The 14,604-nt window shown below is 62.4% G+C and carries 14 protein-coding genes; 7 read left to right on the forward strand and 7 right to left on the reverse strand.

Going from position 1 to position 14,604, the window contains the following annotated elements; translation table 11 throughout:
- Positions 1-65 precede the first annotated feature (65 nt).
- From GA645_RS11315 to ppk2, 5 genes are all read left to right on the forward strand, one after another.
- Positions 66-1,187: a M14-type cytosolic carboxypeptidase gene (locus GA645_RS11315; protein WP_152222747.1), complete on the forward strand. Its 1,122-nt coding sequence runs from the start codon at positions 66-68 to the stop codon at positions 1,185-1,187.
- Positions 1,188-1,553: 366 nt separating this feature from the next.
- Complete coding sequence (locus GA645_RS28790) at positions 1,554-1,712, forward strand: hypothetical protein (protein WP_178119520.1); 159 nt, start codon at positions 1,554-1,556, stop codon at positions 1,710-1,712.
- Between the two features lie 320 nt (positions 1,713-2,032).
- Positions 2,033-2,422, forward strand: coding sequence for a hypothetical protein (locus tag GA645_RS11320; RefSeq protein WP_152222749.1), 390 nt, complete (start codon positions 2,033-2,035; stop codon positions 2,420-2,422).
- A 136-nt stretch (positions 2,423-2,558) separates the two neighbouring features.
- On the forward strand, positions 2,559-3,011 hold the full coding sequence (locus GA645_RS11325; protein WP_152222751.1) for a PaaI family thioesterase: 453 nt from the start codon (positions 2,559-2,561) through the stop codon (positions 3,009-3,011).
- A 235-nt stretch (positions 3,012-3,246) separates the two neighbouring features.
- Positions 3,247-4,164, forward strand: a complete 918-nt coding sequence (gene ppk2 / locus GA645_RS11330; RefSeq protein WP_152222752.1) for a polyphosphate kinase 2 — start codon at positions 3,247-3,249, stop codon at positions 4,162-4,164.
- A 242-nt stretch (positions 4,165-4,406) separates the two neighbouring features.
- On the opposite strand, the gene GA645_RS11335 is transcribed toward ppk2, so the two are convergent.
- The 7 genes from GA645_RS11335 to pobA form a co-directional block, all read right to left on the reverse strand.
- A complete protein-coding gene (locus tag GA645_RS11335) occupies positions 4,407-4,913 on the reverse strand; it encodes a BRO family protein (RefSeq protein WP_152222754.1) in 507 nt (168 codons plus the stop codon).
- A gap of 207 nt (positions 4,914-5,120) precedes the next feature.
- Positions 5,121-6,317, reverse strand: coding sequence for a restriction endonuclease (locus GA645_RS11340; RefSeq protein WP_152222756.1), 1,197 nt, complete (start codon positions 6,315-6,317; stop codon positions 5,121-5,123).
- A gap of 67 nt (positions 6,318-6,384) precedes the next feature.
- Positions 6,385-7,005, reverse strand: a complete 621-nt coding sequence (locus GA645_RS11345) for an HNH endonuclease (RefSeq protein WP_152222758.1) — start codon at positions 7,003-7,005, stop codon at positions 6,385-6,387.
- A gap of 61 nt (positions 7,006-7,066) precedes the next feature.
- On the reverse strand, positions 7,067-8,221 hold the full coding sequence (locus tag GA645_RS11350) for a catalase family protein (protein ID WP_152222760.1): 1,155 nt from the start codon (positions 8,219-8,221) through the stop codon (positions 7,067-7,069).
- Positions 8,222-8,568: 347 nt separating this feature from the next.
- Entirely contained in the window at positions 8,569-10,476 is a 1,908-nt protein-coding gene (locus GA645_RS11355; RefSeq protein ID WP_152222762.1) for a cytochrome c, read from the reverse strand.
- Positions 10,477-10,750: 274 nt separating this feature from the next.
- On the reverse strand, positions 10,751-11,128 hold the full coding sequence (locus GA645_RS11360) for a hypothetical protein (RefSeq protein ID WP_152222764.1): 378 nt from the start codon (positions 11,126-11,128) through the stop codon (positions 10,751-10,753).
- Positions 11,129-11,440: 312 nt separating this feature from the next.
- Complete coding sequence (pobA, locus tag GA645_RS11365; protein ID WP_152222765.1) at positions 11,441-12,625, reverse strand: 4-hydroxybenzoate 3-monooxygenase; 1,185 nt, start codon at positions 12,623-12,625, stop codon at positions 11,441-11,443.
- A 106-nt stretch (positions 12,626-12,731) separates the two neighbouring features.
- Here pobA and GA645_RS11370 point away from each other — a divergent pair, with 106 nt between their 5' ends.
- A complete protein-coding gene (locus GA645_RS11370; protein ID WP_152222767.1) occupies positions 12,732-13,613 on the forward strand; it encodes a helix-turn-helix domain-containing protein in 882 nt (293 codons plus the stop codon).
- 6 nt (positions 13,614-13,619) lie between these two features.
- The gene (gene pcaQ, locus GA645_RS11375; protein ID WP_152222769.1) at positions 13,620-14,549 is read left to right on the forward strand and encodes a pca operon transcription factor PcaQ; all 930 of its coding nucleotides are present in this window, start codon (positions 13,620-13,622) and stop codon (positions 14,547-14,549) included.
- Positions 14,550-14,604 lie beyond the last annotated feature (55 nt).

The raw sequence follows: 14,604 nt of genomic DNA on the forward strand, positions 1-14,604 counted from the left end.
GCGCGGCGGGGAGGGCGAGAATGCAGGGCTTTGGCGCCTCCGGTTCGCGCGCCTACGGAGAATTCATGAAAATCGACTGCGATTTCGACAGCGGCAACATCCAGGTCATCGACGACAGCGACCCGCGCCACGTGCGCCTGGCGCTGCGCCCGGATACCCGGAGCCCGCACTTCCAGTGGTTCCATTTCAAGGCCGAGGGTTTGCAGCCCGGCCAGCAGTACCAGTTCAGCCTGACCAACGCCTCCGGCTCCAGCTACACCGGCGGCTGGCCGGGCTACAACGCCGTGGCGTCCTATGACCAGCGCGACTGGTTCCGCGTGCCCAGCACCTTTGATGCCGATGGCCTGCACTTCACCCTCGACGCCGAGCAGCCCCAGGCCTGGTTCGCCTACTTCGAGCCCTACAGCCGCGAGCGCCACGCCGAACTGGTGAAGCGCGCCATCGCCAACGGCGCCGAACTGCTCGCCACCGGGCACAGCCTGGAGGGCCGCGAGCTGCCGCTGCTGCGTATCGGCAAGGGCGCAGCGGGCGCACGCAAGATCTGGCTGATCGCCCAGCAGCACCCCGGCGAGCACATGGCCGAGTGGTTCATGGAAGGCCTGATCGAGCGCCTGCAGTCCGGCGACGCCGACATCCAGCGCCTGCTGGAGCGCGCCGACTTCTACCTGGTGCCGAACATGAACCCGGACGGTGCCTTCCACGGCCACCTGCGCACCAATGCCGCCGGCAAGGACCTCAATCGCGCCTGGGCCGCACCCAGCGCCGAGGAAAGCCCGGAAGTGCTGTTCGTGCAGCAGCAGATGGCCAAATACGGCGTGGACCAGTTCCTCGACGTGCACGGCGACGAGGAAATCCCCTTCGTGTTCGCTGCCGGTTGCGAGGGCAACCCGGAATTCACCCCACGCCTGGACCGCCTGGAAAGCCTGTTCCGCGAGCGCCTGGAAGCCAACGGCGAGTTCCAGAGCGTGCACGGCTACCCGAAGGACGCACCGGGCCAGGCCAACCTGACCCTGGCCTGCAATCACGTCGGTCGTACCTACGACTGCCTGTCGCTGACCCTGGAAATGCCGTTCAAGGACCACAACCTGTCGCCCAACGCCCGCACCGGCTGGGACGGCGCGCGTTCCAAGGCGCTGGCCGGCGCGGTGTTGACCACCGTCGCCAGCCTGCTCGACGAGCTGCGCTGATCAAGGGCGCCCATTGGGCGCCAATGCGGGCCTACGCAACGGCCTGTGGCAGCCCGTAGGATGGCGTGGAGCGAAGCGATACCCATCGGTTTGCATGCGAATAACGCTGATGGGTATCGCAAGCTCCACCCATCCTACGGGCTACGCCCTACAGCGATAAGCCCTGTTGCGGTTCTTCGTAGGATCGAGGGGACGACCAGCCCTTGCTCGCGAACGGACTTGTGCCATCTCAGGCCGGATTGCGAACCAGTTCGCTCCTACAGGTACCTGAACTGACCGTTCGATCAGTCCGCCCGCCATATTCGTTGAATCTTCCTCCCCAGCTGCTAGTCCAATGAATGAGGCATTCGCACGAAGGAGGTGCGTATGAATCGACATCGGAAGCTGTTAACCCCTCAGGAGATCGAAGACCTGCAGGAACGCTTGGATGCCATGGAAGAACTGGACTTCAGAGAGCGCCGTGAAGTGCGCAAGAACCGCTCGGGCGAACACAGGCCTCGCACCTACGCTGGCGCGCTAGCCTGATCAACAGGGCCCCAGGGCCCATCCTCACTGGTAAAACAGTTCGGGAAACACGGCAGGGCCGATCCGGCGCCACTCGCCGGACCGGCCTCCGTGATGGCGGTAGCTGCGTTCATTTCGTCGGACAATTTCCACCGTCCCACAGCCGCGGCTGACGGCTCCTTTCGGCAATGGGCATTCCAGAGCGGTTCGTATCTGTATCTTCCCGCTTACCCAGTAGCCGTGATCTTACAAAAGACCACCTGAAAACTTGAACGGCATCACATAGAATCGGGTTTCCGCTGAATCCAATCCGCTTTACCCCGGTAGTCAGACGTCGTTTTATGGATACCCACAACACTCCCATTGGGCCGGTACCGGCGCATCTTGTCCGTGAAGCCGTGCCCAAGAAGACCGGCCTCGGCTGGGTGGTCGAATTCAATGTCGCCACCTGGCTCAACCTCGCCGTGCGCGATGAAACGCCGATCATCCTCAAGGTCACCTACCAGGATGGCGAGCGGACGCGTGAAGTGCGGCTCGACAAAAGCAAAGTCATCGGCGGCCAGCGCATCCTCCTGTGCGGCATCGCCAGCCTGGGGATCAATCAGAAGCTCGAGTCCATGAGCCTGTCACTGGAAACCCATTCGCCCATCCAGTCCCTGCTGGTCGAGGAACTCTTCGTCCAGGCCGTCGAGCGCCAGACCGCGAAGCACGGCACCCGCAAATCCCGCTGAGCACCTACGCGCCGCGAGGGGACGCCGTTGCAATCGTCCGGCATTCCCGCGGCCTATGCAGCGCCGCAGGGCTTGCGATCCGCCTGCAGCAGCGGGGAACATTGCCTGGCCCCGCCCGTAGCGCCAGGAACCGCCCATGCCTCTCGACGTCGAACAGCTCAAGCTCTACACCGCCCATCGCGGCCTCGCCATCCCCATGCTCGACCACCTGCAGTTCCGCCACGCACCGGCGGCGGACGGCAAGGGACCGGGCTGCATCGTCCTGCGCATCGAGCCGTACCACCTCAACGGCTGGGCCAACGCCCACGGCGGGCTGATCATGACGTTGCTCGACGTGGCCATGGCGCTCAACGCCAGCGCAACGGACGAAGCCAATCGCGGCGTGGTGACCATCGAAATGAAGACCAACTTCCTGCGCCCCGGCGGCGAAGTGGGCGAGGTGCTCGAAGCCCACGGCTCGGTGAAGCACCACACGCGCTCCATTGCCTTCTGCGAGGCCGAGCTGCGCAACAGCGCGGGCGTGGCGGTGGCTTCCGCGTCCGGCACCTTCAAGTACGTCAACGCCCCGCGCCCGTTGGCCGATGCCTGATCGATCCCGGCTGGCGCCAGCTGTCAGTGCCGTAATCCGTCATTAAGCGGCGTATGACGCTTCCTGCGGACTGCTCAACCTTCAGCTGTCAGACCTGGGAAGGCTCTAAGTCGGGCGCTGAAGGAGATTTCCTTGCCTTGTTGTCATTAATTCGTCATATAACGTAACTACATTTTTCTGTCATGAAAATGTCACCCACGGACGAATAAGCCAGTGACGGCACAAGGCAACACTCATGCTCCTCGATGACAAAACGCTGCCCCGGCGCATCGGGCGCGACCTGCTCGACGACCGGGACGAAGAGCTGGAACTCGAACTGTTCGACGAGCTCTACGACTTTGAAGGCCTGTACCAGGGCAACCTGCAATCCCACGAAGAGCGCCTGGCGCGCCAGCGCTACTTCCACACCCTGTTCCGCCTGCAGGCCGAGCTGGTCAAACTGCAGAACTGGGTGGTGAAAACCGGCCACAAGGTCGTCATCCTCTTCGAAGGCCGCGATGCGGCGGGCAAGGGCGGCGTCATCAAACGCATCACCCAGCGCCTCAATCCCCGTGTGTGCCGCGTTGCCGCGCTGCCCGCGCCGAACGATCGCGAACGCACCCAGTGGTATTTCCAGCGCTACGTCTCGCACCTGCCGGCGGCGGGGGAGATCGTCCTGTTCGACCGCAGCTGGTACAACCGCGCCGGTGTCGAGCGGGTGATGGGCTTCTGCTCCGATGACCAGTACGAGGAATTCTTCCGCAGCGTGCCGGAGTTCGAGCGCATGCTGGCGCGCTCCGGCATCCAGTTGATCAAGTACTGGTTCTCCATCTCCGATGAAGTACAGCACTTTCGTTTTCTCGGCCGCATCCACGACCCGCTCAAGCAGTGGAAGCTCAGCCCCATGGACCTGGAGTCGAGAAGGCGCTGGGAGGCCTACACCAAGGCCAAGGAAATCATGATCGAGCGCACCCACATCGCCGAAGCGCCCTGGTGGGTGGTGCACGCCGACGACAAGAAGAAGGCCCGGCTCAACTGCATCCACCACCTGTTGAGCCAGATCCCTTACGAAGAAGTCAGCCAGCCCAGCGTCGAACTCCCCGAACGCCAGCGCCACACCGACTACCGCCGCAACCCCACGCCGGAAGAACTGCTGGTGCCGGAATTCTACTGACCCGGCTCCGAATCGCTTTTGTAGGATGGCGTGGAGCGAAGCGATACCCATCGATCCCGCACACCGACCGCATGGGTATCGCTGCGCTCCACCCATCCTACGGTGCGCCGGAGCCGACCGTAGGGCGTACAACCGTTCGCGGTTGTACGCCGATACACCTCAACCCATCGCGGCTCCGGGGTCCGTCCGGAGTGCCTTGGGGATCCGGCTAAACGGCGCATAACGTCGAACGTTATGCGCCCCTACGTCCGCAGCCGCTTTGCCCAACTGCGCCAGCCCGTACGTCCGGCGATGGGCGAGCGGCCGCCGAGCACGCGGGGCAGGTCGCCGACGCTCATCCAGTAATTGTCCTGCCACTCCAGCACGTCCAGGCACTGCTTCTCGAACTGCAACTGCACATGGCGGGGGCCATTGGCGGCGAACTGGCTGCGCACCTGTGGCACTACGGTGCCGCTGATCCAGCGCCGCAGCGAGCCGTAGTCCGGCACGTTGAACAGCACCAGCGCCTGGTACACGCCGGATTCGCTCACCAGCACGTAGTCGAGTTCGAGGTCGTCTTCGGTCAGCAGCCGTTCCTGGCGAATCTGGTCATCGGCCATGCGCATGGCCATGCGTTCTTCGTGCGGGTAGCCCGTCACGCGGCAGAAGTCGGAGAGGATGAACCAGACCTGATCGTCGATCAGGAGGGCGCGCAGTTGGCGGCGATTGCGGATGAAGGGGAGTGGGGTAAGGAGGGATGAATCGTCCATTTCAGTCACATCTCTATCACGAGCAGACCACCAGCGGACGATGTTGGATCAGCAGCCACACGAACCAACACGCCGCGTTCCGGTGGACGGCCCAAATGGTTGGGCCGCCGATACAGATCGGCGATTGTCTCTGAGTGTTCGGGCTGCTAATCCCGGCCCCGTCGGTTTCACGGGGCCAGATGAGGCTAAGGAAAGAGGGGGATACGGTCAAGTCGGGATATTGTCTAAATCAGGTAGTTCAAATTCGAGTGAGTCAGATTCGAATTCTTCAATAATTTTCTGGTTATAGTCGTCAAGGTATTGCTGCAGGGCTGCTCTATCTATTAGGCGAACTAATGCTGAGTTGGCAAGCTCTTTTGCGGAATTTGTAAAGTATGAATTGGTTACAACCATGGCCTCGTCGCAGCCATAAAATGCCTTGGCGGATATCGCTTGCTGGACTGCAGAGTTGCCAACTGATCCCGAGTAATTTTTTGCTTGAATAACTATTTTCTTGCCAAATCTGCTTACAAAGAGATCGGCTCCTTGATCGGCGGTTCTTTTGGTTTCCTCAACGTCGTAGCCGATGGTCTGGAAAATTTTTACCAAGAAGTCTTCGAATTGAAATCCATCCATGGCGTCAACAAGGTACATTGTGACGAACTTGTTCGGGTTGAAGTTTTCTAGCTGAGCGCCAAGTCTATTTACCAGTATGTCGAAGTGAATTTTTTCGCAGTGCATCAAGAGACTTTTTAGATTGCTCCATGCCAAAAGGGCGGTTCCTGGGGTGCTGACCGCTTGATGGTTGTAGTTCATCTCGGAAAATTGAATGTTGTTCTCCCATAAGAAGTAGAAAAATAATGAGAGATCGCTTCTAAATGTGGTTCCTGATTCTTGGATCCAAGATGTAAGTGTTTGGCGAAGTGATGGCTTAATATGTCGGCTAAGCTCGCGGGAGAATCCACTATATATGGAGTTGAATGCTGTGGTAAGGAGTAGCTTGTCGAGTAGCTTTGGGAGGCCTTCGAGTTCGTTGAATCCCTTTCTAATTAGAACTTCTCTGAATAGCTCTCGATCAGAATAGGTGCCATCTATTCGCGCGCCAACGGTGCTGGCGTCGTTTGGCGTGGAGGTAAAATCGCGCGTAGTATGAATAAAGTTTGTAAAATATGGCTTTTTTAGCTCTGAATATTTTCTTAGTACATTGCTTAATAGTTCGTTAAGCTGAGCTTGTTCTTTCTTTTTTCCGATAAAATCTTGGATTATCCCCTTGGATTTGTACTGGAAGTCTGGGTAAAAGGACGGGTCTAAAGGTGTTAGGTCCCTTGCGGTGATGCTTCCCGATGTTTGAGAGGAAGAGGGGGTGCACCACGGGCAGTTTGTTTCGAATGTGGTCTTTTTGCAGGTGTTGCATTGATATATCATGTTTGGCCTCCTGCTGGTTAGCCTTTGGCGGAAAGGCTATTTGGCGATAAATTACAGTCGTGCGCTCTTAGCCAAAATGCTTCTCTCGGTGGCAGTTCGGGCACAAAGCAATCGCATTTCTTACTGTGTCTTCACCGCCATTTGCGAGCGGTAGACAGTGGTGTACTTCGAGGTAAGGAGAATTATCAGATTTGCGATTGAAGGGCGCAGGCTGCTTGCAGTCCTCACATTTCCCCTTCGCACGTAGCAATACCTCGGCGACCACATCGGGATTACGGTTAAACACCACCGTGCGGACAGTTTTCTTGCTCGGCTTCTTCGGTGCATTTGCCAGACGGTCTCTGCGCTGTTCGGCTGAGTCTTGAAGTGCTTCTTTTACGGATTGCAGGAAGTCGTCTTGCATGGTTGCTGCTTCGTTCTGCGAGCCTTGCCGATACTCCGCGTACATCACCAGGGCGCGGCGATACATGTCTTTCCCGTGCGTATTGAGTTGTAGGATTTCCTTGGTTGGGTCGAACTTCTGGCAAATGACGGCGAAGGCTGCACTGGTCTTGATATCGCCGAGTGAGAAGTCGCCTTGGTCAAAGTGCATTGCCAAATCTTTAAGGCGGCCGTCGATAGGGCCCGTGTAGTTCTGGATGGTTTTTGGGCTTTTGCCTTGGGCGATCAACCAGTCTTTGAATGTCATCTACCGCAAACTCTCTTGCCGCTGAATCTCAGTTGCTGCTTCTCTGCGTATCGGGCGAGGCTCATTCCCCGTCCACTCCGTTGCGCTGATGCCGATAAACACTCACCGCCTCATAAACCGCTTTCCGCAAACGGTTGATGCCACCAATGGGCTGGTGCTCGGGCAGTGCATGCCAGGGGTTGTAGGAAATGTTGTCGCACGCGAAGTTCTGCTCGCGGCTGTCGAAGTCCTGGGCGGGGATGCTGACGGTGGCGACGGTCTGGAAGGGGGCGTCCTTTTCGCTCCATTCGACGCTGGTGTCTTCGATGGGCATGTATTGGCTCGGGTCCTGTTTCTGCACTTGCAGGGCGAAGCAGGCGGGTACGCGGTCGACCGAGAGTTGCTGGTACATGGCGGTGCGCAGGAAGTTGGGCTGCTTTTCGTTGAGCTTGGGGAGCTGGTAGGCCGGGCAGCCATCGGTCATGGGGATGACGCGGTATTTGATGTTGTTCGCCTCGCCCAGTTTGTAGGGCGCGATGCCGTTGTAGCCGGCCTGGAGCGGGCTGTCGGGGGCGGGGGCGAGGGTTTGCAGGGCGATGATCAGGTGGCGGAGTTCCCAGGTATTGGGCTTCCAACTGGGGAAGAAGGCGCCGATCTGCTGGCCGCTGGCCTGGGCGGCGAAGTTCTGCCGGTATTCGGCGACGTCGCGGACGAAGAACACCGAATGGTTGAACATGACGAAGTCCTGCTCGGTGTCGTGGCCTTTGCCGGGCATCAGCTTGGCTCCGGGGACATCGAGCAGTTTGATGGCCATACCGCGGGCGTCGCGGGCGCTGTCGAACTGCGGGTAGGGGTTGCCGTTGGAGAAGCGGACCATGGCCTGCCACTTTTTGCCGGGCTCGGCGAATACGCCCTGGCGCAGGCCGGGGGCGAGGTCGCTGCTGACGGTGACTTCGGCCTTCACGCAGCCGTGGGCCTTGGCGTGGGCGTCACGCAGTACGCGGGTGTTGTCGCGGTGCTGTTCGACGATGCGCAGGGCGTCTTCGATGATGGCCTGGGTGAGCTGGGCTTCGCCCGGCGGGATTTCTTCCTGGGCGGAGACGGGGCCGGAGAATTTCCAGGCGTAGTAGAGGCTGCCGATGCCCCAGCCGAGCAGGCCTATGCCGGCGAGGGCGAGCAGCAGGCGGCCGAGCCACTTGCCGAGGAAGAGCCAGATTCGGGTGAGCAGGGATTGCATGGCACGGGGTCCTTTCGTGTTCTTTTTTATGGAGGGGACTCCGGGAGCTTCCCTCTCCTTGACCCTCTCTTCTGGGGAGAGGGGACTGCTTTTGTTCGTGTAGGAGCAACTGTCTTTTGGGCTATTCGCTGCGCTCACCCTTCGGGCCACACTGAAGTGCGTTCAGCGCAAGCGCTGTCCCGAAGGGGTATCACCCAGAAAACAACGTAGGAGCGGAGCTTCTCCGCGATCACCGCGATAGCGGTGCAAGGGGTGATTCCGGCCTGCCGGCCGGATCGCGGATAAGATCCGCTCCTACGAAAGCGGCAATGTGCCTCGCTCCCACCAAGCGCCAACGGCTCGCGCCGTCATTCGCACTTCGGCTCGGGCGTCCACGGTTGGGTGGCGACGTTCGGGTCGAGTTTGGCTTCGTACTCGGGGTTGCCGAGCACCTTCAGGTATTCCACCAGCGCCCAGCGTTCTTCCGGGCTGAGGGCTCGGCCGATGGCGCCGTCCTTGCGGCAACCGTCGCGGAATTCGTGGCCGCCGTTGCCGTTGCCGGTGACGCTGGTCTTGTAGAGGAAGCCGCCGGGGAAGCGTTCGGTGCGGTAGCCGGCGTACTTGGGGTCGTATTCGAAGCTGCCGACCCAGAACTGGCTCTCGCGCTCGGCCACCGGGGAGAGCAGCTGGAACAGGTTGGGCACCGAGCCGTTGTGCAGGAAGGGCGGGGTGGCCCAGATGCCGTTCAGCGGGCGGGCCTTGTAGGCGCGTAGTTCCTGTACGCCGATGGGCAGGCCGTAGCCGTTCATTTCCTGCTGCTGTTCCGCGCCGATGTGGGCGTCGCGGTAGGCGCGCTGCTCGACGAAGGCGGTGACGTAGGCCAGGCCCTTGGCGGCGGAGATCTTCGACAGGTCCAGCGGTTGCTCGCTCTGCGGGTAGAGGTGGACGTTCATGCCCTGCAGTTCTTCGGCCTTGAGCTTCAGCGGGCGGATATCGAAGGTGTGGTCGGCGATGTTGTCGACGGTGGTCGGGTCGGTGCCGATTTCCTTGGTGGGGACCATCTTCATGCGCCACTCGGGCACGCGCGCTGGGGCGATGTAGTCCTTGGCGCCGGGCTCCTTCACATGCGGGCCGTGGCAGTAGACGCAGTTGGCCTGGAACAGGGCGCGGCCCTGGGAGGCCTTGGCCAGGTCGATCTCGCCGAAGACGTCCTTCGGCCAGGTCGGCGGTTTGAGGTGCTTGAGGGTTTCCTCGAGGGTGTAGAGGTCGCGCAGGCGCACGCTGGAGGCGTAGCGCTCGTCGCCCTGTACCGGTTTGCCGTCGGCTTCGAACATGCGCAGGGTGGCGCCGACGCCAAGGGCTTCGCCGATGTTGCGGGCCATGGGCTGCATGGCCGAGCCGTTCCACTGCACCCAGTCGAATTTCCAGATGTCCCAGACCTGCGGGTAGTTCACCGGGGCGTTGGCGACGCGGTAGTTGGAGGCGTCGATGCCGTCGCCGAACACGCTGTTGGCGATGCGCCCGAAGGCATCGGCGCGGCCGGGGCCTTCCTGGGTCGGGTAGAGGCCGCGGTGGGTGTCGTTCCAGGCGGTGGAGACCAGGGTGCCGAGCACGTTGCGCACGTCGCGCTTGAGCGCGGCCTTGCCCTTGGGATAGCGGTCGCCGAGCACGCCCTTGGCGAAGCGGTCGAACTTCCACGGCACGTAGTAGGTGGCCGCGAGGCTTGCGCCCAGCGCCTGGCCGAAGGCGCCGCCGCGCAGGGTGGGCACGGTGGAGGCGATGGAGTGCATGGCCGCGCCGCCGTCGATGCGAATGGCGGTGCCTTTGTAGCGCAGCTCGCCGGTGTGGCAGGCGGAGCAGGTGATGTCCAGGTACCAGGCGCCGCTCTCGCCGTCCTGGTGGCGGGCGAAGCCGACCGGCAGGTTGCCGGGGTTGGCCGGGTTGGCGGCCTTGGTGTCCTCGGCGTCGCGGCCGATCTGCTCGGGCTCGATGAGGAAGCCGAAGCGCGCGAGGTTTTCCGGGCTGGCGAACTTGTCCCGGGAGAAGGGTTGCTCCAGGTGGGTGAACCAGTCGTAGCGCAGGCCTTTAACCTGGGTGCCCTGAGGCGTGTAGTAGTAGGTCTCGCGGTCGGCCTGGGTCCACTGGTCGAGGTGGATCATGTTTTCCGGCGGGGTGTACTGCGGCAGGTTGGGGTGCGCGGTATACCAGGCGATGAGGCCGCCGATCAGAAGTAGCAGAAACAGGACTGCAAGTAGGACGCGGCCAATAATGCGCATCGAAACTTCCTTGTTTTATGTGCGAAATATATTCGGACGTTTATGCCAACTGTGTAGCGGATTGGCAAGGTGATGGCATGCGGGATTTGGGGTTTTATCCGTTGGGAGCGGGGTCGACGGGGCTGCGGCGTTTGCCTCGTAGGATGGGTAGAGCAGCGCGAAACCCATCGGGCTTGAGTGTCGGGACAGCATGGGTATCGCTGCGCTCTACCCATCCTACGGCGCTGCATCCGCCCCCTTGTAGGATGGGTGGAGCGCAGCGATACCCATCGTGCTAATGGCCGGGGCGCAGGTCGAGCAGCAGGCTGAGGCTGAGCAGCACGCCGATCAGCACACCGACCACGCAGGCGATGATCAGCGGCCCGTGCAGGCTGCGACTGTCGTCTTCATCGTCGGGCAGGCGGGCTTGGATGGCGGGCCAGAGGTCGTCCGGCGGGGGTAGTTCCGGCCAGGGTTCGTCGCTTTCGGCAGGCGGTGGGAGCTCGGCAAGCTGGTAGAGCAGGGCGATCATCCAGTCCAGCGCGGTACTGCGCGTGGGGTGGTAGCGGTCGGCGTCGGTCCAGATGTGCAGGAAGGTGTCGATCAACAGGGCGTCGGCTTCTGACTGGTCGACCTTCAGGCGCAGCGCCAGTGGGTACAGGCGTGGTGCCACGCAGCGGTAGAGGGTGGCGAAGGCGCGCGCATCACCGTCGCCGCTTTCGGCGAGCAGGTGGCTGAGGAAGTTTTCTTGGTCCTGATCGATGCTGCCCTCCGGCGGTGACGCGGCGAGCGGGGGTGCGTATGGAGGGTAAGGATAGATGGTGGGGATTTTCGCGGTGGTGCATACAGATTGAGCCCCGGCGCGAGGGGCTCTTTTAGGAGCGGAGCTTCTCCGCGAAATCCCGGCGCAGCCGGGACCAGCGTCGATTGCACCGGCCTGCCGGCCGGATCGCGGAGAAGCTCCGCTCCTACGAGATCAAGAGCCTCAGATCACATCCTCGAACGGCAACCCCACATAGTTCTCCGCAATGGTCGTGCGCCCGGCCTCGGAGCCGACGAAGTAGTCCAGCTCGGTCTCCAGCATGCGGCGGGTGAAGGCGTCGTTTTCGGGGAAGTGGTGCAGCATCGAGGTCATCCACCAGGAGAAGCGCTCGGCCTTCCAGATGCGCCGCAGGGCGATGGGCGAGTACTGCTCCAGCAGCTCCGTCCGGCCTTCGCCGTAGACCTTCACCAGGATGCGGTACAGCGTGTTCACGTCGCTGGCCGCGAGGTTCAGGCCCTTGGCGCCGGTGGGCGGGACGATGTGGCCGGCGTCGCCGACCAGGAACAGGCGCCCGTATTGCAGCGGCTCCACCACGAAGCTGCGCAGCGGGGCGATGCTCTTCTCCAGCGAGGGGCCGGTGATCAGTTGGCGCGCGGCGTCTTCGGGGATGCGGCGCTTGAGCTCGTCCCAGAAGCGCTCGTCGGACCAGTCTTCCACCTTCTCCTCCAGCCCCACCTGCAGGTAGTAGCGGCTGCGGGTGGCGGAGCGCTGGCTGCACAGGCTGAAGCCGCGCTCGCTGCTGGCGTAGATCAGTTCGTGGTTGACCGGCGGGGTGTCGCTGAGCAGGCCGAGCCAGCCGAACGGGTAGACGCGCTCGAAGATGCTCAGGCGCTCGGCCGGAATGCTGCGCCGTGCCACGCCGTGGAAGCCGTCGCAGCCGGCGATGTAGTCGCAGTCCAGGCGCACCTGCTCGCCCTGGTGGGTGAAGGTGACGTAGGGCTTTTCACTGGTGACGTCGTGCAGTTCCACGTCTGCCGCTTCGTACACGCTCATGGCGCCGCTGGCGGCGCGGACCTGCATCAGGTCACGGGTGACTTCGGTCTGGCCGTAGACCATCACCTGCTTGCCGCCGGTGAGGCCCTTGAGGTCGATGCGCTCGCGGCGGCCGTTGAGCACCAGCTCGAAACCGTCATGAACCAGCCCTTCGGTATCCATCCGTTCGCCCGCGCCGGCCTCGCGCAGCAGGTCGGCGGTGGTCTGTTCGAGCACCCCGGCGCGGATGCGGCCGAGTACGTAGTCGGGGGTCTGGCGTTCGAGGATGACGGTGTCGATGCCGGCCTTGTGCAGCAGCTGGCCGAGCAGGAGGCCGGACGGGCCGGCGCCGATGATGGCGACCTGGGTTTTCATGATGTAGGTCCTTTTGAGTGGCCTGTTGTTTTTGTTACCTGCATTTTTTGTGGATTGGATTGGGCTTTGAAGGTAATTTCCAACAGTCTTCTTGGACTTTTCATGGATGTGTTCGGTGATCGAACAAGCACGCGGCAATCCGGTTCCGGTGTTCCGTCTGTATGGCGAGACCTCCGTGTGGCCGACGCCGGACCTGATCCATTGCGAATCCATCGCCTCGCGCAGCCGCCTGCACGATTGGGAAATCCGCCCACACCGCCACGCTGATCTGGTGCAGCTGCTGTATGTGCAGTCCGGCGAGGCGGAGCTGGAGGTGGAGGGGCAAGTGATGTCGGTTCGCGAGGCGTCGCTGCAGGTCACGCCGGCGCTGGCGGTGCATGGCTTCCGCTTCGCCGAGGACGTGCAAGGCTGGGTGCTGAGCATGGGCTTGCCGCTGGCCGAGCAGCTCGGCCGCCTGCTGGAGAGCACGGTGCTGGAGCAGCCGGCGTGCTTCGTCGTGGGCGAGGGCAAGCGCCACCTGGATGCGTTGTTCGAGTCCATCGACCGCGAGTACGCCGGGCACGCGCCGGGCCGCGACCTGATGCTGCAATCGCTGCTCAACATGCTGCTGGTCTGGCTCAGCCGCCGGGCGCTGGAGCAGACCCATGCCGAGGCCAGCCAGCAGGATCGCGGCATCGAACATGTGCAGGCCTTCGCCCGCCTGCTGGAACAGGACTTCCGCGAACACCGGCCCATCGAGCATTACTCGGCGAAGCTGGGCATCAGCGCCGCGCACCTCAATGCGCTGTGTCGGCGCCTGGCTGGGCAGTCGGCGTTGCAGATGATCCACCAGCGCCTGCTGCTGGAAGCCAAGCGGCACCTGGTGTACACGACCCTGACCGTGCAGCAGGTGTCGGACAGCCTGGGCTTCTCCGAGCCCGCGTACTTCTCCCGATTCTTCAAGCGCTACGCCGGGGTTTCGCCCCGCGCGTTCCGCCAACCGCGTTGAGCCGCCATGAATATCGATTCGCGTATCAAGTTCCGTCACCTGGTGTGTTTCCTCGAAGTGGCCCGGCAGGGCAGCCTGGCCCGCGCAGCTGATGTTTTGGCGGTGAGCCAGCCGGCGATCTCGAAGACGCTCAAGGAGCTGGAGGATCTGCTGGAAGCCAGCCTGTTCGAACGCGGCAAGAGCGGCGCCAGCCTGACCGAAGCGGGCGTGGCCTTCCTGCGCTACGCCGGCCCCTGCGTGCAGGCGCTGCGCGACGGGGTGAACAGCCTGCGCGGTGGCGAGTACGCCTCCAGCACGGTGCGGCTGGGTGTTCTTTCCACCGTGGAGAGCCTGCTGATGCCGGAAGTGGTGCGGCGCCTGCACGAGCGCCATCCGGCGCTGGTGGTCAGCGTAGTCACCGGGCCGAGCGCGCACCTGCTGTCGCAACTGCGGGTCGGCGAACTGGACCTGGTGGTCGGGCGCATGACCGAAAGCCCGCAGATCCAGGGCCTGGCTTTCGAGCACCTGTATAGCGAGTCCATGACCCTGGTGGCTCGCGCCGGCCATCCGCTGGTGGGCCGTCCGCTGCCACCTTCGGCGCTGGATGACTGGCCATTGGTGCTGCCGTTGGCCGGTACCACCATCCGCAAATCCGCTGACAGCCTGCTGGTGCAGAGCGGCCTCGGCCAGCCGCGCCGGCGGCTGGAAACCCTCTCCACCGTGCTCAGCCGCCGTTATGTGTTGAGCAGCGACGCGTTGTGGATCGCTCCGCTGGATTCAGTGCGCCTGGACCTGCGCTCCGGCGAGATGGTCGAACTGCCGCTGGATGTGCAGGAGCCGGGCGGTTCGGTGGGCCTGTGCAGCAACTCGACGCTGCCGCTGTCCCTTGGCGCGCACTGGTGCCTGGAGGTACTGCGCGAGGTGGGCGAGGCGTACCGCGAGGGGATTTATCCATAACCATTTGGTTATGGATTGCGGGCATCTTTTCAGTTTTCGGCGCCGGGCTTGCGGG

The sequence above is a fragment of the Pseudomonas sp. SCB32 genome, assembly GCF_009189165.1.
Classification (GTDB): domain Bacteria; phylum Pseudomonadota; class Gammaproteobacteria; order Pseudomonadales; family Pseudomonadaceae; genus Pseudomonas.

What these genes read in the sequence shown, in the direction of transcription:
- ppk2 (WP_152222752.1), top strand. Translation starts at nt 3,247, where the DNA reads ATGCTCCTCGATGACAAAACGCTGCCCCGGCGCATCGGGCGCGACCTG.
- GA645_RS11370 (WP_152222767.1), top strand. Translation starts at nt 12,732, where the DNA reads ATGTGTTCGGTGATCGAACAAGCACGCGGCAATCCGGTTCCGGTGTTC.
- GA645_RS11340 (WP_152222756.1), bottom strand. Translation starts at nt 6,317, where the DNA reads ATGATATATCAATGCAACACCTGCAAAAAGACCACATTCGAAACAAAC.
- pcaQ (WP_152222769.1), top strand. Translation starts at nt 13,620, where the DNA reads ATGAATATCGATTCGCGTATCAAGTTCCGTCACCTGGTGTGTTTCCTC.
- pobA (WP_152222765.1), bottom strand. Translation starts at nt 12,625, where the DNA reads ATGAAAACCCAGGTCGCCATCATCGGCGCCGGCCCGTCCGGCCTCCTG.
- GA645_RS11335 (WP_152222754.1), bottom strand. Translation starts at nt 4,913, where the DNA reads ATGGACGATTCATCCCTCCTTACCCCACTCCCCTTCATCCGCAATCGC.
- GA645_RS11350 (WP_152222760.1), bottom strand. Translation starts at nt 8,221, where the DNA reads ATGCAATCCCTGCTCACCCGAATCTGGCTCTTCCTCGGCAAGTGGCTC.
- GA645_RS11345 (WP_152222758.1), bottom strand. Translation starts at nt 7,005, where the DNA reads ATGACATTCAAAGACTGGTTGATCGCCCAAGGCAAAAGCCCAAAAACC.
- GA645_RS11320 (WP_152222749.1), top strand. Translation starts at nt 2,033, where the DNA reads ATGGATACCCACAACACTCCCATTGGGCCGGTACCGGCGCATCTTGTC.
- GA645_RS11315 (WP_152222747.1), top strand. Translation starts at nt 66, where the DNA reads ATGAAAATCGACTGCGATTTCGACAGCGGCAACATCCAGGTCATCGAC.
- GA645_RS11355 (WP_152222762.1), bottom strand. Translation starts at nt 10,476, where the DNA reads ATGCGCATTATTGGCCGCGTCCTACTTGCAGTCCTGTTTCTGCTACTT.
- GA645_RS28790 (WP_178119520.1), top strand. Translation starts at nt 1,554, where the DNA reads ATGAATCGACATCGGAAGCTGTTAACCCCTCAGGAGATCGAAGACCTG.
- GA645_RS11325 (WP_152222751.1), top strand. Translation starts at nt 2,559, where the DNA reads ATGCCTCTCGACGTCGAACAGCTCAAGCTCTACACCGCCCATCGCGGC.